18 protein-coding genes are annotated in these 20,284 nt (G+C 62.7%); 12 read left to right on the top strand and 6 right to left on the bottom strand.

Annotated elements, in window-relative coordinates; genetic code table 11:
* The first annotated feature begins 36 nt into the window (after nucleotides 1-36).
* The 4 genes from secA (at nucleotide 37) to WF331_RS08080 (ending at nucleotide 5,814) form a co-directional block, all read left to right on the top strand.
* Nucleotides 37-2,772: a preprotein translocase subunit SecA gene (gene secA / locus WF331_RS08095; protein WP_016498056.1), complete on the top strand. Its 2,736-nt coding sequence runs from the start codon at nucleotides 37-39 to the stop codon at nucleotides 2,770-2,772.
* Nucleotides 2,773-2,968: 196 nt separating this feature from the next.
* Nucleotides 2,969-4,186, top strand: a complete 1,218-nt coding sequence (gene argJ, locus WF331_RS08090) for a bifunctional glutamate N-acetyltransferase/amino-acid acetyltransferase ArgJ (protein ID WP_016498057.1) — start codon at nucleotides 2,969-2,971, stop codon at nucleotides 4,184-4,186.
* Between the two features lie 54 nt (nucleotides 4,187-4,240).
* On the top strand, nucleotides 4,241-4,873 hold the full coding sequence (locus WF331_RS08085) for a glutathione S-transferase family protein (RefSeq protein ID WP_284399150.1): 633 nt from the start codon (nucleotides 4,241-4,243) through the stop codon (nucleotides 4,871-4,873).
* Nucleotides 4,870-5,814: a Nudix family hydrolase gene (locus WF331_RS08080; RefSeq protein ID WP_016498059.1), complete on the top strand. Its 945-nt coding sequence runs from the start codon at nucleotides 4,870-4,872 to the stop codon at nucleotides 5,812-5,814. Before WF331_RS08085 ends, WF331_RS08080 begins: the two co-directional genes overlap by 4 nt.
* Nucleotides 5,815-5,936: 122 nt before the next feature.
* Here WF331_RS08080 and WF331_RS08075 read toward each other — a convergent pair whose 3' ends face one another.
* Genes WF331_RS08075 through WF331_RS08065 form a run of 3 tightly spaced genes read right to left on the bottom strand, consistent with a single transcriptional unit; the run spans nucleotide 5,937 to nucleotide 9,485 of the window.
* Nucleotides 5,937-6,503 carry a cob(I)yrinic acid a,c-diamide adenosyltransferase gene (locus WF331_RS08075; RefSeq protein WP_016498060.1) on the bottom strand — a complete coding sequence of 189 codons (567 nt, stop codon included), beginning with the start codon at nucleotides 6,501-6,503 and terminating at the stop codon, nucleotides 5,937-5,939.
* Nucleotide 6,504: 1 nt separating this feature from the next.
* Nucleotides 6,505-8,529: a sensor histidine kinase gene (locus WF331_RS08070; protein WP_016498061.1), complete on the bottom strand. Its 2,025-nt coding sequence runs from the start codon at nucleotides 8,527-8,529 to the stop codon at nucleotides 6,505-6,507.
* Between the two features lie 38 nt (nucleotides 8,530-8,567).
* The gene (locus WF331_RS08065; protein WP_016498062.1) at nucleotides 8,568-9,485 is read right to left on the bottom strand and encodes a putative 2-dehydropantoate 2-reductase; all 918 of its coding nucleotides are present in this window, start codon (nucleotides 9,483-9,485) and stop codon (nucleotides 8,568-8,570) included.
* A gap of 100 nt (nucleotides 9,486-9,585) precedes the next feature.
* Here WF331_RS08065 and WF331_RS08060 point away from each other — a divergent pair, with 100 nt between their 5' ends.
* The 3 genes from WF331_RS08060 (at nucleotide 9,586) to WF331_RS08050 (ending at nucleotide 12,472) form a co-directional block, all read left to right on the top strand.
* Nucleotides 9,586-10,071, top strand: a complete 486-nt coding sequence (locus tag WF331_RS08060) for a YajQ family cyclic di-GMP-binding protein (protein WP_016498063.1) — start codon at nucleotides 9,586-9,588, stop codon at nucleotides 10,069-10,071.
* 114 nt (nucleotides 10,072-10,185) lie between these two features.
* A complete protein-coding gene (locus WF331_RS08055; RefSeq protein WP_016498064.1) occupies nucleotides 10,186-11,028 on the top strand; it encodes a mechanosensitive ion channel family protein in 843 nt (280 codons plus the stop codon).
* A gap of 199 nt (nucleotides 11,029-11,227) precedes the next feature.
* A complete protein-coding gene (locus WF331_RS08050; RefSeq protein ID WP_340622795.1) occupies nucleotides 11,228-12,472 on the top strand; it encodes an MFS transporter in 1,245 nt (414 codons plus the stop codon).
* A gap of 71 nt (nucleotides 12,473-12,543) precedes the next feature.
* Here WF331_RS08050 and WF331_RS08045 read toward each other — a convergent pair whose 3' ends face one another.
* Together WF331_RS08045 and WF331_RS08040 are read right to left on the bottom strand one after the other, a co-directional pair.
* Complete coding sequence (locus WF331_RS08045; RefSeq protein ID WP_016498066.1) at nucleotides 12,544-14,091, bottom strand: AmpG family muropeptide MFS transporter; 1,548 nt, start codon at nucleotides 14,089-14,091, stop codon at nucleotides 12,544-12,546.
* Between the two features lie 43 nt (nucleotides 14,092-14,134).
* Nucleotides 14,135-14,488 carry an MGMT family protein gene (locus WF331_RS08040; RefSeq protein WP_016498067.1) on the bottom strand — a complete coding sequence of 118 codons (354 nt, stop codon included), beginning with the start codon at nucleotides 14,486-14,488 and terminating at the stop codon, nucleotides 14,135-14,137.
* 151 nt (nucleotides 14,489-14,639) lie between these two features.
* Between WF331_RS08040 and WF331_RS08035 the strand changes: the two genes are divergently transcribed.
* The 5 genes from WF331_RS08035 to groL all read left to right on the top strand — a co-directional run bounded on the left by WF331_RS08035 (nucleotide 14,640) and on the right by groL (nucleotide 19,228).
* Nucleotides 14,640-15,650, top strand: a complete 1,011-nt coding sequence (locus WF331_RS08035; RefSeq protein WP_041167566.1) for a DUF481 domain-containing protein — start codon at nucleotides 14,640-14,642, stop codon at nucleotides 15,648-15,650.
* 91 nt (nucleotides 15,651-15,741) lie between these two features.
* A complete protein-coding gene (locus tag WF331_RS08030) occupies nucleotides 15,742-16,473 on the top strand; it encodes a HugZ family pyridoxamine 5'-phosphate oxidase (protein ID WP_016498069.1) in 732 nt (243 codons plus the stop codon).
* Nucleotides 16,474-16,538: 65 nt separating this feature from the next.
* A complete protein-coding gene (locus WF331_RS08025; protein ID WP_061202727.1) occupies nucleotides 16,539-17,000 on the top strand; it encodes an FxsA family protein in 462 nt (153 codons plus the stop codon).
* Nucleotides 17,001-17,242: 242 nt separating this feature from the next.
* Nucleotides 17,243-17,536 (top strand): co-chaperone GroES, encoded by a 294-nt coding sequence (locus WF331_RS08020; protein WP_016488938.1) that lies wholly within the window; start codon nucleotides 17,243-17,245, stop codon nucleotides 17,534-17,536.
* Between the two features lie 48 nt (nucleotides 17,537-17,584).
* Nucleotides 17,585-19,228: a chaperonin GroEL gene (groL, locus tag WF331_RS08015; RefSeq protein WP_016498071.1), complete on the top strand. Its 1,644-nt coding sequence runs from the start codon at nucleotides 17,585-17,587 to the stop codon at nucleotides 19,226-19,228.
* Between the two features lie 185 nt (nucleotides 19,229-19,413).
* Here groL and WF331_RS08010 read toward each other — a convergent pair whose 3' ends face one another.
* Nucleotides 19,414-20,142, bottom strand: a complete 729-nt coding sequence (locus tag WF331_RS08010) for a phosphatase PAP2 family protein (RefSeq protein ID WP_016498072.1) — start codon at nucleotides 20,140-20,142, stop codon at nucleotides 19,414-19,416.
* Between the last annotated feature and the right edge of the window lie 142 nt (nucleotides 20,143-20,284).

The raw sequence follows: 20,284 nt of genomic DNA, 5'->3' as shown, positions 1-20,284 counted from the left end.
CGCCCTCCATCCCTACGTGTGGAAGATCCTGCCGATATGTTTGCGCCTTTGTTAAAAAAACTTTTTGGAAGCAAGAACGAGCGTGAAGTGAAACGCATGCTCAAGACGGTGAGTATCGTCAATGCCTTCGAAGAGAAGATGGTGGCCCTCTCCGACGAGCAACTGCGGGGCAAGACCGCAGAGTTCAAGGAGCGCTTGGCCAAAGGCGAGACACTGGACCAATTGCTGCCTGAAGCCTTCGCTGTGGCCCGAGAGGCCGGCAAGCGCGTAATGGGCATGCGCCACTTCGATGTGCAGCTGATCGGTGGCATGACCCTGCACGAGGGTATGATCGCAGAAATGCGTACCGGTGAAGGCAAGACCTTGGTCGGTACCTTGGCCGTGTACCTCAACGCACTGTCCGGCAAGGGCGTGCACGTGGTCACCGTCAACGACTACCTGGCCCGCCGTGACGCCAACTGGATGCGTCCGCTCTACGAATTCCTCGGCCTGTCGGTCGGTATCGTTTCGGCCTTCCAGCCGCCGGAAGAAAAGCGCGCCGCCTATGCGTCCGACATTACCTACGGCACCAACAACGAATTCGGTTTCGACTACCTGCGCGACAACATGGCGTTCAGCCAGGAAGAGAAGTTCCAGCGTGAACTCAACTTCTCGGTAATCGACGAAGTCGACTCCATCCTCATCGATGAGGCGCGTACCCCGCTCATCATTTCCGGCCAGGCTGAAGACAGCTCCAAGCTGTACATCGAGATCAACCGCCTGATCCCGCGCCTGACCCAGCACATCGAAGAAGTCGAAGGCCAGGTTACCCAGGAAGGCCACTTCACCATCGACGAGAAGAGCCGCCAGGTCGAGCTCAACGAAGCCGGTCACCAGTTCATCGAAGAGATGCTCACCCAGGCCGGCCTGCTGGCCGAGGGCGAGAGCCTGTATTCCTCGCACAACCTGGGCCTGCTGACCCACGTTTACGCTGGCCTGCGCGCGCACAAGCTGTTCCACCGCAACGTCGAGTACATCGTCCAGGACGGCCAGGTCCTGCTGATTGATGAGCACACCGGCCGTACCATGCCGGGCCGTCGCCTGTCCGAGGGCCTGCACCAGGCCATCGAGGCGAAAGAGAACCTGAATATCCAGGCCGAGAGCCAGACCCTGGCTTCGACCACCTTCCAGAACTACTTCCGCCTGTACACCAAGCTGTCCGGCATGACCGGTACCGCCGACACCGAAGCGTTCGAGTTCCAGTCCATCTACGGCCTCAACGTGATGGTGATCCCGCCGAACAAGCCGCTGGCACGTAAAGACTTCAACGACCTGGTGTACCTGACTGCCGACGAGAAATACGCCGCGATCATCGCCGACATCAAGGAAAGCATGACCCACGGCCGCCCGGTGCTGGTGGGTACTGCCACCATCGAAACCTCCGAGCACATGTCGAACCTGCTGCTCAAGGAAGGCATCGAGCACAAGGTACTGAACGCCAAGTATCACGAGAAGGAAGCCGAGATCATCGCCCAGGCCGGTGCGCCAGGCGCACTGACCATCGCCACCAACATGGCCGGTCGTGGTACCGACATCCTGTTGGGCGGTAACTGGGAGGCCGAAGTGGCCACCCTGGAAAACCCGACACCCGAGCAGATCGCCCAGATCAAGTCGGACTGGCAGAAGCGTCACCAGCAAGTGATCGAGTCGGGCGGCTTGCACGTGATCGCTTCCGAGCGCCACGAATCGCGCCGTATCGACAACCAGCTGCGTGGCCGTTCGGGCCGTCAGGGTGACCCGGGTTCCAGCCGCTTCTACCTGTCGCTGGAAGACAGCCTGATGCGCATCTTTGCCTCTGACCGGGTGAAGAACTTCATGAAGGCACTGGGCATGCAGTCGGGCGAGGCCATCGAACACCGCATGGTCACCAACGCCATCGAGAAGGCCCAGCGCAAGGTCGAAGGCCGTAACTTCGACATCCGTAAGCAATTGCTCGAATACGACGACGTGGCCAACGAGCAGCGCAAGGTGATCTACCACATGCGCAACAGCCTGCTGGCCGCCGAGAACATCGGCGACACCATCGCAGAATTCCGCCAGGAAGTACTGGACGCTACCATCAGCCAGCACATCCCGCCGCAGTCGCTGCCCGAGCAGTGGGATGTGGTCGGCCTGGAAGCTGCTTTGGCCAGCGACTTCGCCATGAAGCTGCCGATCCAGCAGTGGCTCGACGAGGACGATCACCTCTACGAGGAGACCTTGCGCGAGAAGCTGCTGAACGAGATCACCACCGCCTACACCGAGAAGGAAGACCAGGCCGGTATCGACGCCCTGCGTACCTTCGAGAAGCAGATTCTGCTGCGCGTGCTGGACGACCTGTGGAAAGACCACCTGTCGACCATGGACCACCTGCGTCACGGTATTCACCTGCGTGGCTATGCGCAGAAGAACCCGAAGCAGGAGTACAAGCGCGAGTCGTTCAGCCTGTTCCAGGAGCTTCTCGAGTCGATCAAGCGCGACACCATCCGCGTGCTGTCGCACGTTCAGGTTCGCCGCGAAGATCCGATCGAAGAAGAAGCCCGCCTGCGCCGCGAGGCCGAGGAACTGGCCAGCCGCATGCAGTTCCAGCATGCCCCTGCCCCGGGGCTGGAAAGCGAGCAACTGAGCGAAGAGGGCGCCGAAGTGGCGGTCGCCGCAGCGCCAGTGCGCAACGACCAGAAGCTGGGCCGCAACGAGCCGTGCTGGTGTGGTTCGGGCAAGAAGTTCAAGCATTGCCACGGGCAGATCGAGTGATTTGACCAGGCAGTTGTAACCTGAAACATCCGGGGGCCGCTTTGCGGCCCATTCGCGGCACAAGGCCGCTCCTACAGGGACCGCGCCCGACCCAATGGTTGCGATGCCCCTGTAGGAGCGGCCTTGTGCCGCGAATGGGGCGCGAAGCGGCCCCGCTCTTCCATCATCACTTCACCGTTTTTCTAGGAGCGCTCTAATGGCTGTTGGTCTTGGTCCTTTGCCCACCCTGCACCCGGTTCCGGGTTTTGAACTCGGCATCGCTTCTGCCGGCATCAAGCGCCCGGGGCGCAAGGATGTGGTGGTCATGCGCTGTGCCGAAGGCTCCAGCGTGGCTGGCGTGTTCACCCTCAACGCCTTCTGCGCAGCGCCGGTGATCCTGTCCAAGCAACGTGTACAGGGCACCGTGCGCTACCTGCTGACCAACACCGGTAACGCCAACGCCGGTACCGGCGCGCCAGGCCTGGCCGCCGCCGAACGTACCTGCGCCAAGCTGGCCGAGCTGGCTGGCGTGCCGGCCGAGTCGGTACTGCCGTTCTCCACCGGCGTGATCGGCGAGCCACTGCCGGTCGAGAAGATCGAAGGTGCACTGCAGGCCGCCCTCGACAACCTGTCGGAAAACCACTGGGCTGAAGCTGCCACCGGCATCATGACCACCGATACCCTGCCCAAGGGCGCCAGCCGTCAGTTCCAGCACGATGGTGTGACTGTTACCGTCACCGGCATCAGCAAGGGTGCAGGCATGATTCGCCCGAACATGGCCACCATGCTCGGCTACATCGCTACCGATGCCAAGGTTGCCCCGGCAGTGCTCAAGGACCTGATGCTGGACGGCGCCAACAAGTCGTTCAACCGCATCACCATCGACGGCGACACCTCGACCAACGACTGCTGCATGTTGATCGCAACTGGCAAGGCCAACCTGCCGGAAGTGACCGAAGCCAGCGGCGCGCTGTTCGAAGCCCTGAAAAAGGCCGTGTTCGAAGTGTGCATGGAGGTGGCCCAGGCCATCGTCCGTGACGGCGAAGGTGCCACCAAGTTCGTAACCGTGCAGGTCAACGGTGGTGGCAACCACCAGGAATGCCTGGACGTCGGCTATGCCGTGGCCCACTCGCCACTGATCAAGACCGCACTGTTCGCATCCGATCCGAACTGGGGCCGCATCCTGGCCGCCGTTGGCCGTGCTGGCGTGCCGGAACTGGATGTAAGCCTGATCGACGTGTACCTGGGCAGCGTGTGCATCGCCAGTAAAGGCGGCCGTGACCCGAGCTACACCGAAGCTCAGGGCTCGGCAGTGATGGCCCAGGAAGAGATCACCATCCGCATCGAGCTGGGCCGTGGCCAGTGCAGCGAAACCATCTGGACCACCGATCTGTCCCACGAGTACGTGAAGATCAACGCCGAGTACCGTACCTGATCGAAAATGGGGCTGCAAAGCAGCCCCAGCATTCCAAACCGATGGAGCCGAACCATGAGCTATCACCTGATCATCGGCGACAAGCTGTATTCTTCCTGGTCGCTGCGCGGCGCCCTGGCCCTCGAGCTGGCTGGCGTGCCCTACGAAGAAATCCTGATCAAGCTCAACCAGCCTGATACCCGTCAGCGCATCCTCGCTTTCTCCTCCACCGGCAAAGTGCCGTTGCTCAAGACCGGACACGGTGTGATCGCCGATTCCCTGGCCATCGCCGAATACCTCAACGAACAGCACCCCGACGCCCAGCTGTGGCCTGTCGACGTAGCCGCGCGTGCCCAGGCCCGTTCGGCTTGTGCGCAGATGCACAGCGGTTTCTTCGCCCTGCGCGGTGCCATGCCGTTCGACCTGTCGCGTGACCAGGCCCTGGACGATGTGCCGTTGGACGTGCAGGTCGACATCGACCGTATCGTCGCGCTGTGGTCCGAATGCCGCGTGGTGGCCAAGGACAGCGGCCCGTTCCTGTTCGGCAAGCCGAGCCTGGCCGACGCCTTCTTCGCCCCGGTGGCCGTGCGCCTGCGCACCTACCGCGTGGAGGTGCCGGCAGAGGCGGCAGCCTACATCGAAACCATTTATCAGTGGCCAGCCTTCCAGGCTTGGCAGCAGGCCGGCCTGGCGGAGCGTGAAGGGTGAAACGGATACATGTTGTAGCGGCGGTCATTCGCGGTACTGATGGCCGTATTCTGATTGCCCGCAGGGCGGATACCCAGCACCAGGGCGGCCTGTGGGAGTTTCCCGGTGGCAAGGTGGAAGAGGGTGAAGGCGTGGAAGCGGCGCTGGCCCGTGAGCTGCGCGAGGAACTGGGCATCGAGGTGACCCGCTCGCGTGCGCTGATCAAGGTCAGCCATGACTACCCGGACAAACAGGTGCTGCTGGACGTGCGCGAAGTCGAAGCGTTCACGGGCGAACCTCATGGCGCAGAAGGGCAGCCGCTGGAGTGGGTGTCGCCACGGGACCTGGCGCAATACGAGTTCCCCGAGGCCAACAAGCCGATCGTGGCTGCCGCGCGTCTGCCGGACCAATACCTGATTACCCCGGATGGCCTGGAAGTGCCACAGATGCTCAAGGGCATCCAGAAGGCGGTGGCCAATGGTACTCGCCTGATCCAGTTGCGGGCGCCGGACATGTATGACCCCAAGTACCGTGATGTGGCGGTGGATGCCGTGGGGTTGTGTGGGGGCAAGGCGCAACTGATGCTCAAGGGGCCGCTGGAATGGCTGGGTGATTTCCCGTCGGCCGGTTGGCACCTGACGGCAGCGCAGTTGCGCAAGTACGCTGCCAAGGGCCGGCCGTTCCCCAAGGAGCGCTGGCTGGCGGCGTCCTGCCACAGCGCCGAGGAGCTGGCGCTTGCTGAACAGATGGGCGTGGACTTTGTCACCTTGTCGCCAGTGCAGGCGACCCAGACTCACCCAGAGGCGGTGCCGTTGGGATGGGATGAGGCGCAGCGGTTGATTGCCGGGTTCAACAAGCCGGTTTACCTGCTGGGTGGGGTAGGGCCTGATCAGCGCGAGCAAGCCTGGGAAGTGGGGGCACAGGGTGTTGCCGGGATCCGGGCGCTCTGGCCCGACGTCTGAGTAAGGCGGCCGCTTTGCGGCCCATCGCCGAGCTCCCACAGGTATAGCGTTGTCTTCGGGTTCATGATGAACCGGTGGGAGCTGGCTTGCCGGCGATGGGCTGCAAAGCAGCCCCGGTAATATCAGCCCTCAGGCTTTGGCGCTGGCTGCCACAAAACCTCAGCCACCCCCTGGCGCCGCCCGATGATCCGCGCCGCCACGAACAATAGATCGGAAAGCCGGTTGATATACGCCAAGCCAACGCCTTCCAGTGGCTCCACGGCATTCAACTGCTGGCACCGCCGCTCCGCACTGCGCGCCAGGCTGCGGCACACATGCGCCTGCGCCACCAGCGCCGAACCACTGGGCAAGATGAAGTTCTTCAACGGCCCCAGCTCTTCGTTCCACACATCGATGGCCGCCTCCAGGCGCTCGACCTCTGCCAAGGTCAACGCTTGGTAGCTCGGCATCGCCAGCTCACCGCCCAGGTCGAACAAGCGGTGCTGACACGGCACCAGCACGGTGCTCACCTCGTCCAGGCCTTGCTCGTCCAGGCCCGCCAGCAGCAGCCCCAACTGGCTGTTCAGGCTGTCCACCTCGCCAATCGCCTCGATCCGAGGGTGGTCCTTGGGCACCCGGCGTCCGTCGCCCAGGCCGGTTTCGCCCTTGTCGCCGGTGCGTGTGTAGATCTTCGACAGGCGATAGCCCATGTCACTTCTCCGTGTTGGCCGGCGTCGCCGGCTGGACGAGGGGCAGGCGCAGGGTAAAGCAGGTGCCCTGGCCGGGCGTGGACTGCACTTCCATCTGCCCCTTGTGGTTGTTGGTGATGATGAAATACGAAACCGACAGGCCCAGGCCAGTGCCCTGGCCGATTTCCTTGGTGGTGAAGAACGGCTCGAAGGTGCGTTTGCGCACGGCCTCGGGCATGCCGACGCCGTTGTCCTCAACCTGGATTTCCGCCCATGGCGGGTTTAGCCGGGTGCGCAGGGTAATGCGCCCGGGCTCGCTGGGCTGTGGCCGCACGTGGATGGCCTGCGCCGCGTTTTTCAGCAGGTTGAGCAGTACCTGTTCCAGTTCGTTGGCCGTGCAGGGCACGGGGCCCAGTGCAGGGTCGAACTGGCGCACGATGGCCTGGCCCTTGAAGTCGAAGCCGATGGTCAGGTCAAAGTCATTGCCGGCAATGTCCACCGCCTGGTCGATCAGTGCCGGCAGGTCGCACGGCGCAAGCTGGCGGTTGCTGCGGCGGCTGAAGCTGAGCATGTGGGTGACGATCTTCGCTGCCCTGGCGCCGGCCTGTTGAATGCCATCGAGCAGCTGTGGCACCTCGCGGCTTTCCAGGTAGCGGTTGACCGTGGCCAGGTCGATGTCCAGTTCTTCGGCCTGCTCCTGGTTGCGCGGCAACTCGGGCGACAGGCGCCGGCGAATGTTCTGCACGTTGTGCAGGATGGCGCCCAGCGGGTTGTTGATCTCGTGGGCCATGCCGGCCGCCAGGCCACCGACCGAGAGCATCTTCTCGGATTGCACCATCATCTCTTCCAGCGACAGGCGCTGGGTAATGTCGTCGATGCGGATGACCACGCCGCGCCCACCGCCGCCGGTCAACGGGTAGAAGGTCAGGGCGTAGTGACGCAGGTCATCGCCCTTGGCCCAGGTGACCCGCTCGATCTTCGCCACCCGGTGCTTCTCCACGGTTTCCTTCAACTGCGGCAAAAACGGCTTGAGCGGCTCGAAGGCGATGAACACCGGCTGGTTCAGCGCTTCGTCCAGTGGCGTACCGGAAAGCACCGTGGCTTCGTGGTTCCACTGGGTCACGTAAAGTTGTTCGTCGAGGGCGATCAGCGCCGAGGGCATCGAGTCGATGATGCTGTTGAGGTAGTTCTGGAAGCCTGTGAGTTTTTTCTCGATCTTGCTGCGCACCTGTACTTCCAGCTCAAGCTTGCGGTTGGTATGGCGGGTTTCCTCGGCCAGGCCCTGGGCCTGGTCGTAGGCGCTCTGGAATTCGTCCCGCGCGCGTTTCAGCTGCTGCTCGCGGCCTTCGATGCGCGAGAGCATGGTGTTGAAGGCTTCGGCCAGGCTGCCGATTTCGTCGTCGTTGCCGCGCTTGGCGCGCAGGGCATAGCTCTCTTCGCGGGTAACCTGGCGGCTGAGCTCCTCGAGCTGGTTGATTGGCTGGGTGATCAGGCGCTTTATCTGCCGGGCGACCACAATCCACAGCAGGATGCTGAACACCAGGATGCCCATGCTGGCGCTCAGGGTGCCGGTGTAGAACGCCGTGGGCAGCTCGCTGCTGGCCACCAGCAGCAGGTGCGCCGGCGGGTTGGCGTCGCGCGGTATGCGGATCAGCTGGGTGCTGCGAAACTCCATCAGGCGCCAGCCGTCGATGTTGCGAAAACGCTTGGGCAGGGCCAGCGGCTCGCCATGCTGCAACTGCGCCAGCATACGCCCATCGCCGCCGTAGACGGCGGCGGCGCGTAGTGGCGTGTAGCTGTCCAGTTCCTTGAGCAGGGCGCTGGCGGTTTCCGGGGTGTCGCCGGCGCGGGCGGCGAGTTGCGGGTTGGCCACCAGCCGGCCGATGGTCTGCAGTGCCTGCGGCGCCATGCTTTCCTGGGTGATCCAGTAGGCGGCGCTGATGAAGGTGAGGTTGGCCACCAGCAGGATGGTCACCAGCAACACCAGCAGGGCCGCCAGCAGTTTCTGCCCGACCGGGAGGTTTTCCAGGCGTTGGCGCAAGGTCATGGGCTAGGCAATGTCCGTATCCGGTTGAAAGGGCCGCGTCAGTCGCAGGGCAAGCCACGCGTGCGCAAGTTATCGACCAGGCGCTGTTGCAAGCGTTCCAGCAGTGGCAATTGCAGGCCATGGCGCCCGGCCGCACGGCAGGCATGGCCGAGCAGGTAGTGCACCTCTGTGCGTCGGCCCGCGCGCACGTCCTGGTACATGGAAGAGTAGTTGGCCGCGGTGGCAAGGATCACCCGCTGTACTTCTTCGCTCAGCTCATCTGCCGCTTCCGGCTGGCCGCAGCGCCGCAGCAACTGGACCAGTTCGGCGCACAGCGCATCCACTTCTCCCAGGTGCCCCAGCAGGCCGCCGTTCTGGCATTCGTGCAGCACGGTCAGCGGGTTGATGGCGCAGTTGAGGGCCAGCTTGCGCCATAGCCGGGTGAGGATGTCCACCGTCCACTCGGCAGGGATACCGGCTTCGTGCAGGTCATCGAACCAGGCGGGCATTGCAGGGTTGCGTGGGTCGCCCAGCCAGTTGAAACCGTGGCCGGCAAAGCGCACCTGCCATTCCCCGTCGCGAAAGGCACCTTCGGTACTGGAAGCGAAGATGCAGCGTGCGTGGGGTACCAGGTCGGCCACTTCGTCCTGGCTGCCCAGGCCGTTCTGCAGCAACAGCACTTCGGCACCCTCGGCCAGCCGCGGTGCCACACCGGCAATGGCCTGCGCCGCGTCGTAGGCCTTGCAGGCCACCAGCAGGCGGTGGATGGGGCCCTGCGCCTGGGCGGTTTCGGCGGGGATGGCGTAGTGGCGGGGCTGGTCCTGTTCAACCAGGGTCAGGCCGCCGGACTGCTGATAGGCGTGCAGGCGTTGCCCGTCACGCAGGATCAGGCGCACGGCCTTGCCCGCGCGCGCCAGGCGGCAGGCCCACAGGCTACCGAGGCTGCCGGCGCCGAGAATATGCCAGGTGCTGCTCATATGCGTTTCGCAACCCGTTATAATGAGCCCGCATTTTAACCGTCTAACTCAGCGTGCTCCATCTTCAGACCGAGCGCGCTTTATTTTTTGGAGAACAACCATGCCTTCGTTCGACGTGGTATCGGAACTGGACAAACACGAAGTGCAGAACGCCGTTGATAACGCTATCAAGGAACTTGATCGCCGTTACGACCTGAAAGGCAAGGGCACCTTCGAGTTCAAGGAAAAAGATCAGACCGTTCTGCTGACCGCCGAGGAAGAGTTCCAGCTCGAAGCGATGCTGGAAATCCTGCGCCTTGCACTGGTCAAGCGCAAGATCGACGTGAAATGCCTGGAAACCCAGGACCCGTACCCATCCGGCAAGGAAAAGAAGCAGGAAGCCAAGTTCCGCGAAGGCATCGACAAGGACCTGGCGAAAAAGATCGTTGCCACCATCAAGGATGGCAAGCTGAAAGTACAGGCCGCCATCCAGGGCGAGCAGGTGCGTGTAACCGGCAAGAAGCGTGACGACTTGCAGGAAGCCATTGCCCTGCTGCGCACCAAGGAATTCGACATGCCGCTGCAGTTCAACAACTTCCGCGACTGATGCAGGTGCTGCCCGGAACCCCGATGGCGTAATGATGTCCATGGGGGCCGGGGCTGTGTAAATGCGCGCAGCCTGTTCTACCGTGTACTTGCCGCTCGGCATCAGGAGATGAATATGGATTTGAACGCTGAAGTCGATCAGCTCGTCCGCCAATCCCAGACCTGGATCCCGTTGATCATGGAGTACGGCAGCCGCGTGCTGCTGGCACTGCTGACCCTGGCGGTCGGTTGGTGGATCATCAACAAGGTCAGCGCCCGCCTCGGCAAGCTGGTTGGCCTGCGCAACGCCGACCTGGCGCTGCAGGGTTTCATCAGCACCCTGGCGAACATCGTGCTGAAGGTGCTGCTGATGGTCAGCGTGGCGTCGATGATCGGCATCGAGACCACCTCGTTCGTTGCCGCCATCGGTGCCGCTGGTCTGGCCATCGGCCTGGCCTTGCAGGGCAGCCTGGCGAACTTCGCCGGCGGTGTGCTGATTCTGATGTTCCGCCCGTTCCGTATCGGTGACTGGATCGAGGCGCAGGGCGTTGCCGGCACCGTCGACAGCATCCAGATCTTCCACACCGTGCTGCGTACCGGTGACAACAAGACTGTGATCATGCCTAACGGCAGCCTGTCCAACGGCATCATCACCAACACCAACCGCCAGCCGACGCGCAAGGTGGTGTTCGATGTGGGTGTGGACTACGAGGCCGACCTGCAAAAGGCCCGCAACGTGCTGCTGGAGCTGGCCAAGGACCCGCGTGTGCTGCCCGACCCGGCACCGCAGGCTGTAGTGGCGACGCTGGGCGACAGCTCGATCACCGTCTCGCTGCGCTTGTGGACCAAGACGTCCGATTACTGGGACGTGATGTTCATGCTCAACGAGCATGCGCGTGACCGGTTGAAGGCCGAAGGGATCGACATTCCGTTTCCACAGCGGGTGATCCGTGTGGTGCAGGAGACTGCAGCGCAGTAATACCGCTTTGTCATCGACCGGGGCCGCTTCGCGCCCCTTCGCGGGCTTGCCCGCTCCCACAGAGATTCCGCAATCCGTGTGGGAGCGGCAAGCCCGCGAAGGGGCGCGTAGCGGCCCCAGTTTTTACACTTGTTCACAGCAATTGCTCGGCTTTTCTGGCATATACCCTGGCCCCACCTGTCACACCCGATATGCCATCATGAAGCCACTGCTGTACATCACCCCCCTGCGCGCCTTGCTGTTCGGCCTGACCCTGGCCCTGTTCGAACTGCTCACCTACCTGGCCAGCGACGCCGTCATGCCGGCCATGCCGGTGGTGGTGGGCGACCTGAACGCCAGCCCCGAATACATTCCCCATGCCCTCAACCTGTATCTGTTGGGGGGCGTGGTACTGCAATGGTTGATCGGCCCGCTGGCCGATCGTTATGGCCGGCGCCCGCTGCTGTTGGTTGGCTGCGCGTTCTTCGGCCTTGCGTGCCTGGCCACCTTCTGGGTCCACGACATTGGCCTGTTCAACCTGCTGCGCCTGTTGCAGGGCATCGGCCTGGGCTTTGTCGTCACCGTCAGCTACCCGGCCCTGAACGAAGCCTTCAGCGAGGCTGACGCCGTGCGCATGATGGCCTTGCTGGCCAACATCGCCTTGCTGTCACCCCTGCTCGGGCCGTTGGTGGGCACCTTGCTGCTGCAATGGCTGGACTGGCGCTGGCTGTTCGTGGCCTTTGCCATTGGCGCGGTGCTGGTGTGGGGGCTGTTGTACCGCCTGATGCCCGAAACCCTCGGTGTGGAACGCCGTGACGGCTCGCGCCTGGCGTTTACACCGATTCATCTGCTGCCACTGCTGGCGGGCTATGGTCAGTTGCTGGCCAACCGGCGCTTTGTCGCAGGCAGTGCTGCCTTGGGCCTGGTCGGTTTGCCGCTGATTGGCTGGATCGGCCTGTCGCCGGTGCTGCTCATCCACGATGAGGGGCTGAGCACGATGGCGTACGCCTTGTGGCAGCTGCCGGTGTTTGGCGGGCTGATCCTCGGTAACCTGATCATCAACCGCATCGCCGACCGCTACCCGCTGCCTGCCCTGGTGCGGGGCGCGCTGTGGCCATACCTGGCTGGCCTGTGCCTGATGGTGCTGGCAACCTGGTACTGGCCGAGCGTTACCAGTGTGGTGGCGGGCATGTCGCTGTACGCGCTGGGGCTGGGTGTGGCCAACGCGGTGCTGTACCGCATGACGTTGTTCTCCAGCGAGCAGAGCAAAGGCCTGGTCTCGGCCATGCTGGGGATGATCACCATTGCCTTGCTGGGGTTGGGCGGAGCGGTGCTGGCGATGATGGGCGCCGGGGCCAGCTTGCTGCACTTTGCCCTGGCGGCGGGTGTGGCGGGGGCATTGGCGTTGTGGCCGCTGTGGTTTGTCGTAGGTGGGCGGCCTGATGAGGGGGCTGTCGCGCAGTAATGTTTGATTGCCTGTCCCGGCCTCTTCGCGGGTTTACCTGCGAAGAGGCCGGGACAGGCGATAGGGTTCTTTCAGGGCCGCTCGGCCGCTGAACTGTCCTCTGCCACCGGCGTACCCCGGCCAGCCTCCTGACGCCACTGCAGCGCGATCAGGATAAGCGTAGGCACGCCCAGCAATGCGGTGATCAGGAAGAAATCGTGGTAGCCGAACTTCTCCACCATAACCCCTGAATACCCGCCGATAAGCCGCGGCAGCAGCAGCATGATCGAGCTGAGCAGCGCGTACTGCGTCGCCGAGAACTTCAGGTTGGTCAGGCTCGACAGGTAGGCCACAAAGGCCGACGTGGCCATGCCGGAGCTGAAGTTGTCCAGCGAGATGGTCACCACCAGCATTTCCAGGTTCGGCCCCATGTCGGCCAGCATCAGGAACAGGATGTTGGTACCGGCCGAGGCGACACCGCCGATGAACAGGATCGGCATGATGCCGAAGCGCACGATCAGCAGGCCGCCGACCCCGGCGCCGACCAGGGTCATGATCAGGCCGAAGATCTTGCTGACACTGGCGATCTGGTCCTTGGTGAAGCCCATGTCGATGTAGAACACGTTGGCCATCACGCCCATCACGGTGTCCGACATGCGATACGTGGCGATCAGGCCAAGCAGCAACAGGGCCTGCCAGCGGTAGCGGGTGATGAAGTCGTTGACCGGGGTCAGCACCGGGGCCAGGCCGCGACGGCCCAGGCTGGACAGGCACGCCCAGCTCAGCAGCACATAAAGGATCAGGCGCAGGAAGGCGCGATCTTCCAGCAGCAGGTCGAGTGGCGTTGCGTCACCGGAAATGACGCTGGACCAGCCGGTGTTGAACATCTGGGTAAAGCTGGCCGGTACCGATACCAGCAGGATGATCAGCACGAACACCGACGCCAACTGGTGCACCAGGCCGTAGCGCGCTGCCGACAACTGCGTGCGCATGGGCACTGGCGGCTCGCGCATGACCAGCGTGGTGAACAGGGCGGGGAGCATCATCACCCCGAACATGACATAAGTGCCGGCCCAGGCTTTGTGCAGGTAGCTGAAACCGGTGGAGCCGAACCACTCGGCAAAGAACAGCGCGCCGGCCGTGGCGAGCAACGCTGCCACCCGGTAGCCGGCCATGTAGCTGGCGGCGAGCGCGGCCTGGCGTTGGTCGTCGGCGATTTCCAGGCGATACGCGTCGACGGCGATATCCTGAGTGGCAGAGGCGAACGCTACCAGCACCGCCATGGCGATCAACCACGACAGGTGCTGTTGCGGGTCGCACAGGCTCATGCCAACCAGCCCGACCACCACCAGTGCTTGCGACAGCAGCAACCACGACCGTCGTCGGCCCAGGCCGCCGAGCAGTGGCAGGCGCCATTGGTCGAGCAGCGGCGACCACACCCACTTGAAGGCGTAAGCCAGGCCAATCAGGCTGGCGTAACCAATGGTCTCACGGGCAACGCCAGCTTCGCGCAACCACACGGACAGGGTCGAGAACACCAGCATGTAGGGCAGGCCGGCGGCGAAACCAAGCAGCAAAAGTACCAAGGTTGACGGGCTGGCATAGGCAGCAAGCGCAGCGCGCCAGGTTTTACGGGGCATGGGCCAACATCTGCCTCAAGTTTGCGAAAACAAAGCGCGCACTCTAACCGCTGTGCTCCATTGGGCGCCAGCCATGGCGCGTCATATCCACACGATTGTTGGTTACATTCACACCCTCCGCGCGTAAACGCGCCCGTTGTTCATCCCCTGACGGCGTCCCTGATGCAAGGCTCAACCGCCCACCTGCGCCAAGCACCCGGTGCCATGGCAGCCGGGTATCTGCCGGCAACTGACCAAGCGTGCGGCCAACCCAGCGTGCCGCGCGGCCCAGCCCCGCCTGCTCGGCCAGCTGGCCGTAGCTCACCACCTTGCCGGGCGGCACCTGGCCGAGTACCGAATACAGCACCGTTCGTCGGCCCTCGGCGCTGTCCAGGGCGTGCTCGTATCCATCAGACATCAGGCCCCCCTTGGGCTGTAGATGAAACTGGACCGGTGGTTCGGCAAATGAGAGTTGAACTCAACGGCGTATGCCCGGTCTGTCCTTGCTCTGGTCGTCGGTATCTGGATAATGCCCGGCTTTTTTGTCAAAACGAACCCGTAGTCCGCCTATGTATTCTAGATCCTTGTTGTGCCTGCTAGCTGCCTCCTTGTGCGCCTCCCCGGTGTTGGCCGATACCGTGTGGATGAAGAACGGTGACCGGCTCAGCGGCAAGATCAAAGTCTTCGACGGCGGTAAGCTGCTGCTGGAAACCCCTTATGGCGGCTCCATCGCGCTGGACTGGAAAGAGGTCCAGACCCTGGAAAGCGACCAGGAGATGCTGGTCAAGCAAGACGCCTACACCGGTGAAAAAGCCAAGTCGCTGAAAGCCGCCGAGCCTGGCAAGGTAACGCTGGCCAATGGCGAAGCGCCAAAGACCGTGGAACTGGCCAGCATCGAGCAGATCATGAAGCCCAAGCCGCTGGTCGAGGACTTCGTGTGGAAAGGCAACGTCGATGTGGCGCTGGACTACAAGCGTGCCGAGAACGACACCGACGATTACGACGTAGGCTTCAAGACTACCGCTCGCCATGGCCGCTGGCGGCACAATGCCGAAGGCGAATACAACCGCGAGACCAAGGACGACGTCACCACCACCGACAACTGGAGCGCCGAGTACGCCCTGGACCGCTTCATCACCGAGAAGTGGTTCTGGCAGGGGCGTGCCGAATACAAGCGTGACCGCATCGAAGACCTGGCCCGCCAGCGCACCGTCGGTACCGGCCCGGGTTACCAGTTCTGGGACGATGAGCTGGGGGCGTTCTCGCTGGGCTCGCTGATCAACCGTACCGACTTCGAATACCAGGATGGCGGCAAGGACAACTTCTATTCCGCGGCGGTGAAGTGGGACTACACCCGCTACCTGATCGGCAAGAACGTGCAGCTGTTCACCAATGGCGAGTTCGCCAAGCCGCTGGGCGGCGTGGCCGACTACTCGCTGGATGCCGAGGTTGGCCTGCGCTACAAGGTCACCGAGTGGGCCTCGCTCAACCTCAAGGCCGAGAAGGACATCATTACCGGCACGCGTGAAAGCGACCTGGACAAGACCCGCTACACCGCAGGGTTCGGCGTTACCTGGTAGATCGCAGGGGGCTGCGCAGCAGCCCCATTGGCAGTGGGCCTGATAATGCTATCTTGTGCCCATCCAGTCTGCCGCCAGGAGCCGCCCTCAAGTGAGTACCAACGCCATCCGCCCAGCCCGGGAATTGCTCCTCAAGGAATACCGCGGCGTGCTCTCGACCCATTCCAAGTCGATGCCCGGCTACCCGTTCGGCTCGGTCGTGCCGTATTGCCTCGATGCCAACGGCAACCCGCTGATCCTCATCAGCCGAATCGCCCAGCACACCCACAACCTGCAGAAAGACCCCAAGTGTTCGCTGCTGGTGGGTGAGCGCGAGGCTGAGGATGTGCAGGCCGTAGGGCGCCTGACCGTGATGGCCGAAGCGCACAAGCTGGTCGACGAGGCTGCTGTCGAAGCGGCTGCCGAGCGCTACTACCGCTATTTCCCGGACGCCGCCAACTACCACAAGGCCCACGACTTCGACTTTTGGGTGCTGCAGCCAGTGCGTCACCGCTACATTGGTGGCTTTGGCGCGATCCACTGGCTCGATCAGGTGACCTTGGCCAACCCGTTCGCCGGCAAGGCCGAGGCGAGCATGGTTGAGCATATGAACAGCGATCACGCCAACGCTATTGCTCACTACGTCGAACTGACCGACCTGCCACGGCATGCACCGGCGCAGATGGCTGGGGTCGACAGCGAAGGCATGCACCTTCGCATTGGTCAGGCCGTGCACTGGCTGCCCTTTCCGGCCACTTGCAACACGCCGACACAAGTCCGGGAGGCCTTGGTTTTGCTGGCTCGGGCCGACCAATGGCCGCATGCGACGCAAGTCGAGGGTTGAAATCCGGAGCGTCGGCATCCATTTGAGGTCTTATTGGAAGGTTATCTTCCGTCGAGGAACCCTTGATGCGTGCTTTTCTACTGCTGTTTCTGATTTTTCCTGTGCTGGAGCTTTTCGTCTTCGTCAAGGTCAGCGCGGCAATCGGTTTCTTCCCGGCACTGCTGCTGATCATCGCTGGCTCCGCCCTGGGTGTGCTGGTGATGCGGGTGGCCGGCCTGGCCACCGCACTGCGCGCCCGTGAAAGCCTGCAGCGCGGCGAGTTGCCCGCCGAGGACATGTTCCAGGGCATGATGCTGGCAGTCGGTGGCGGCCTGCTGCTGCTGCCAGGCTTCATCAGCGACGTGCTGGGCCTGCTGTGCCTGCTGCCGTTCACCCGCCGCCTGGCCGCGCGCAAGATGCGCGAGCGTGCCGAGGCGCAGGCCCTGCGCCAACGTGCGTTTCAGGATGACCCGTTCCAGGCGCAGCCGCGTGATGGCGGCCATCGCCCGAACGTGATCGAAGGCGAGTATGAGCGCCGCGACAAGTAAAACCTCCGGGGCCGCGCAAGCGGCCCCGATCTTTTCAGCCGGATCAAAAATTTTGTATATCAAGCCTTGTAATTGAATCTGGCGGCCTCATGTATGTGGTCACCGCAAGGTTTCTGGTGGCAACGCCAGACATTACACAAGTGGTTCGCCCATCGCGGGCCACTTCCCGGCAACGCCGGACAGCATCAACCCGCCGGTGTCGATACCGGCCGATGAAAACCACAATTTGGGAGAGATCGACAATGAAGCTTCGTCCTCTGCATGACCGCGTAGTCATCCGTCGCAGCGAAGAAGAATCGAAAACCGCTGGCGGTATCGTCCTGCCGGGTTCGGCCGCTGAAAAACCAAACCGCGGCGAAGTTGTTGCCGTCGGCACCGGTCGCATCCTGGACAACGGCGAAGTTCGCGCGCTGGCCGTGAAAGTGGGTGACAAAGTGGTATTCGGCCCTTACTCGGGCAGCAACACCGTGAAAGTCGATGGCGAAGACCTGCTGGTCATGGCCGAGAACGAAATCCTCGCCGTTGTCGAAGGCTGATTTCCCCGACTTCCCGTTACTCCAAAGAATTCCAAGGATTAAACGATCATGGCTGCTAAAGACGTAAAGTTTGGCGATTCCGCTCGTAAGAAAATGCTGGTTGGCGTCAACGTTCTGGCTGACGCGGTAAAAGCGACCCTGGGCCCGAAAGGCCGTAACGTGGTACTGGCCAAGAGCTTCGGCGCGCCAACCATCACCAAGGACGGCGTTTCCGTCGCCAAAGAAATCGAGCTGAAAGACGCCTTCGAAAACATGGGCGCCCAGCTGGTCAAGGAAGTTGCTTCCAAGGCCAACGACGCTGCCGGTGACGGCACCACCACCGCTACCGTTCTGGCTCAGGCCATCGTCAACGAAGGCCTGAAAGCCGTCGCTGCCGGCATGAACCCGATGGACCTGAAGCGCGGCATCGACAAGGCTACCGCCGCCGTTGTTGCCGAGCTGAAGAACCTGTCCAAGCCATGCGCCGACTCCAAGGCCATCGCCCAGGTAGGCACCATCTCCGCCAACTCTGACGACTCCATCGGCAACATCATTGCCGAAGCCATGGAAAAAGTCGGTAAAGAAGGCGTGATCACCGTTGAAGAAGGCTCGGGCCTGGATAACGAACTGTCCGTCGTAGAAGGCATGCAGTTCGACCGTGGCTACCTGTCGCCGTACTTCGTCAACAAGCCGGACACCATGGTTGCCGAGCTGGAAGGCCCGCTGCTGCTGCTGGTCGACAAGAAAATCTCCAACATCCGTGAGCTGCTGCCAGTTCTGGAAGCCGTTGCCAAGGCCGGCCGCCCACTGCTGATCGTTGCCGAAGACGTTGAAGGTGAAGCGCTGGCTACCCTGGTAGTCAACAACATGCGCGGCATCGTCAAGGTTGCAGCGGTCAAGGCACCAGGCTTCGGCGACCGCCGCAAGGCCATGCTGCAGGACATCGCTGTCCTGACCGGCGGCCAGGTCATCTCCGAAGAAATCGGCTTGTCCCTGGAAACCGCTACCCTGGAGCACCTGGGTAACGCCAAGCGCGTCATCCTGTCCAAGGAAAACACCACCATCATTGACGGCGCTGGCGTTGAAGATGACATCCAGGCTCGCGTCAAGCAGATCCGTGCCCAGATCGAAGAGACTTCCTCGGACTACGACCGTGAGAAGCTGCAAGAGCGTCTGGCCAAGCTGGCTGGCGGTGTTGCCGTGATCAAGGTCGGTGCCGGCACCGAAGTTGAAATGAAAGAGAAGAAAGCCCGCGTTGAAGACGCCCTGCACGCTACCCGTGCAGCCGTTGAAGAAGGCGTGGTGCCTGGCGGTGGTGTTGCCCTGGTTCGCGCCCTGAATGCGATCGTTGACCTGAAAGGCGACAACGAAGACCAGAACGTCGGTATCGCCCTGCTGCGTCGCGCTGTTGAAGCGCCGCTGCGCCAGATCACTGCCAACGCCGGCGACGAGCCAAGCGTTGTCGCTGACAAGGTCAAGCAAGGTTCGGGTAACTTCGGTTACAACGCTGCTACCGGCGAATACGGCGACATGATCGAGATGGGCATCCTGGACCCAGCCAAGGTCACCCGTTCGGCCCTGCAAGCTGCTGCTTCGATTGGCGGTCTGATGATCACCACCGAAGCCATGATTGCTGACGCTCCGAGCGAAGCCCCAGCTGGCGGCGGCATGCCAGACATGGGCGGCATGGGTGGCATGGGCGGCATGATGTAAGCCAGCCTTACCCCCTGCACCATTAAAAAGCCCCGGTTCGTGAGAGCCGGGGCTTTTTATTTTCCTGTGAGGGCCTCTTCGCAGCACAAGGCTGCTCCTACAGGTATCGCGTACAGTCCGGCACCGACGCGTACTCTTGTAGGAGCAGTCTTGTGCTGCGAATGGGCCGCGAAGCGGCCCCTCTGTCAGGCGACGCTACGCTCGACAGCTGGCGCTTCCACCACGCCCCGCCGATACAGAACCAGGTAATACGACCCCAACCCGATCAACCAGCAGAACACCGCTGTCCACACGTTGTGCGACAAGAAGTGGGCGCCCTGCATCATCCGCCCCACACCCAGCACCGATCCGGCTACCAATGCCACTACGAACGCCACCCGCGCCAACCGTGGCTTGCGATCACGCAGCATGAAGAACAGGCCGAACAGGCAGAACCCGGTCGCTGCGTGCCCACCCGGCCAGCACAGCCCTGGCTTGTCGGTGGCCGGCCGTGGCTCCAGCAACTTGCTGTAGGTTTCGGTGCCGCCAAACTGGGTCAGGCTCCACGGGCACTGCACCTGGGTCACCTTTTTCAGCGGCGTGACAAACGCCGTGGACAGGCCCAGTGCCAGCACCAGGCAGCCCAGCTCGCGGCGCCAGCCGAACAGGTGCTTCCAGAAGAAACTGGCGGTAAACATCAGCAGCGACAACACCCCCAGCAAGATCACCACCTGCTTGACCCGGTCGTGCAGGATGTTTTCCAGCAGGTAGCTGTGGCGGCCAATGAACTGCCCGGCAGCGGGGTCGAAGAACAGGTTGGCCACATCCATGTCGACCGAAGTCAGCTCCAGCAGGATCAAGGCCAGCGCGGTCGCCAAGGGTATGCCCAGGTACAGCCAGTAATTGATCGGGCGAGGGCGGGTTCGTTGCTGCATGACGGCTCCAGGGCACGAAAAAGATCGGACATTGTCGGCCGCCCGCTATCCTGTGTCCGTGAAGGATCAGTGAAAAAACCGTCAAGTGCGGTGAATTTCTCCGGGGGCTGGCACCGTGCAGGCATAGGCCTTAAGCTGCGCC

Origin of the sequence: Pseudomonas sp. YNh (assembly GCF_037993085.1) — a bacterium.
GTDB classification, from domain to species: domain Bacteria; phylum Pseudomonadota; class Gammaproteobacteria; order Pseudomonadales; family Pseudomonadaceae; genus Aquipseudomonas; species Aquipseudomonas putida.
This window is presented reverse-complemented; position numbering and strand designations above follow the sequence as displayed.

Coding starts and splice junctions, on each gene's coding strand:
- WF331_RS08065 (WP_016498062.1), bottom strand. CDS start 9,485: ATGAGCAGCACCTGGCATATTCTCGGCGCCGGCAGCCTCGGTAGCCTG.
- WF331_RS08035 (WP_041167566.1), top strand. CDS start 14,640: ATGTATTCTAGATCCTTGTTGTGCCTGCTAGCTGCCTCCTTGTGCGCC.
- WF331_RS08070 (WP_016498061.1), bottom strand. CDS start 8,529: ATGACCTTGCGCCAACGCCTGGAAAACCTCCCGGTCGGGCAGAAACTG.
- WF331_RS08060 (WP_016498063.1), top strand. CDS start 9,586: ATGCCTTCGTTCGACGTGGTATCGGAACTGGACAAACACGAAGTGCAG.
- WF331_RS08040 (WP_016498067.1), bottom strand. CDS start 14,488: ATGTCTGATGGATACGAGCACGCCCTGGACAGCGCCGAGGGCCGACGA.
- secA (WP_016498056.1), top strand. CDS start 37: ATGTTTGCGCCTTTGTTAAAAAAACTTTTTGGAAGCAAGAACGAGCGT.
- WF331_RS08025 (WP_061202727.1), top strand. CDS start 16,539: ATGCGTGCTTTTCTACTGCTGTTTCTGATTTTTCCTGTGCTGGAGCTT.
- WF331_RS08085 (WP_284399150.1), top strand. CDS start 4,241: ATGAGCTATCACCTGATCATCGGCGACAAGCTGTATTCTTCCTGGTCG.
- WF331_RS08010 (WP_016498072.1), bottom strand. CDS start 20,142: ATGCAGCAACGAACCCGCCCTCGCCCGATCAATTACTGGCTGTACCTG.
- WF331_RS08075 (WP_016498060.1), bottom strand. CDS start 6,503: ATGGGCTATCGCCTGTCGAAGATCTACACACGCACCGGCGACAAGGGC.
- groL (WP_016498071.1), top strand. CDS start 17,585: ATGGCTGCTAAAGACGTAAAGTTTGGCGATTCCGCTCGTAAGAAAATG.
- argJ (WP_016498057.1), top strand. CDS start 2,969: ATGGCTGTTGGTCTTGGTCCTTTGCCCACCCTGCACCCGGTTCCGGGT.
- WF331_RS08020 (WP_016488938.1), top strand. CDS start 17,243: ATGAAGCTTCGTCCTCTGCATGACCGCGTAGTCATCCGTCGCAGCGAA.
- WF331_RS08045 (WP_016498066.1), bottom strand. CDS start 14,091: ATGCCCCGTAAAACCTGGCGCGCTGCGCTTGCTGCCTATGCCAGCCCG.
- WF331_RS08050 (WP_340622795.1), top strand. CDS start 11,228: ATGAAGCCACTGCTGTACATCACCCCCCTGCGCGCCTTGCTGTTCGGC.
- WF331_RS08055 (WP_016498064.1), top strand. CDS start 10,186: ATGGATTTGAACGCTGAAGTCGATCAGCTCGTCCGCCAATCCCAGACC.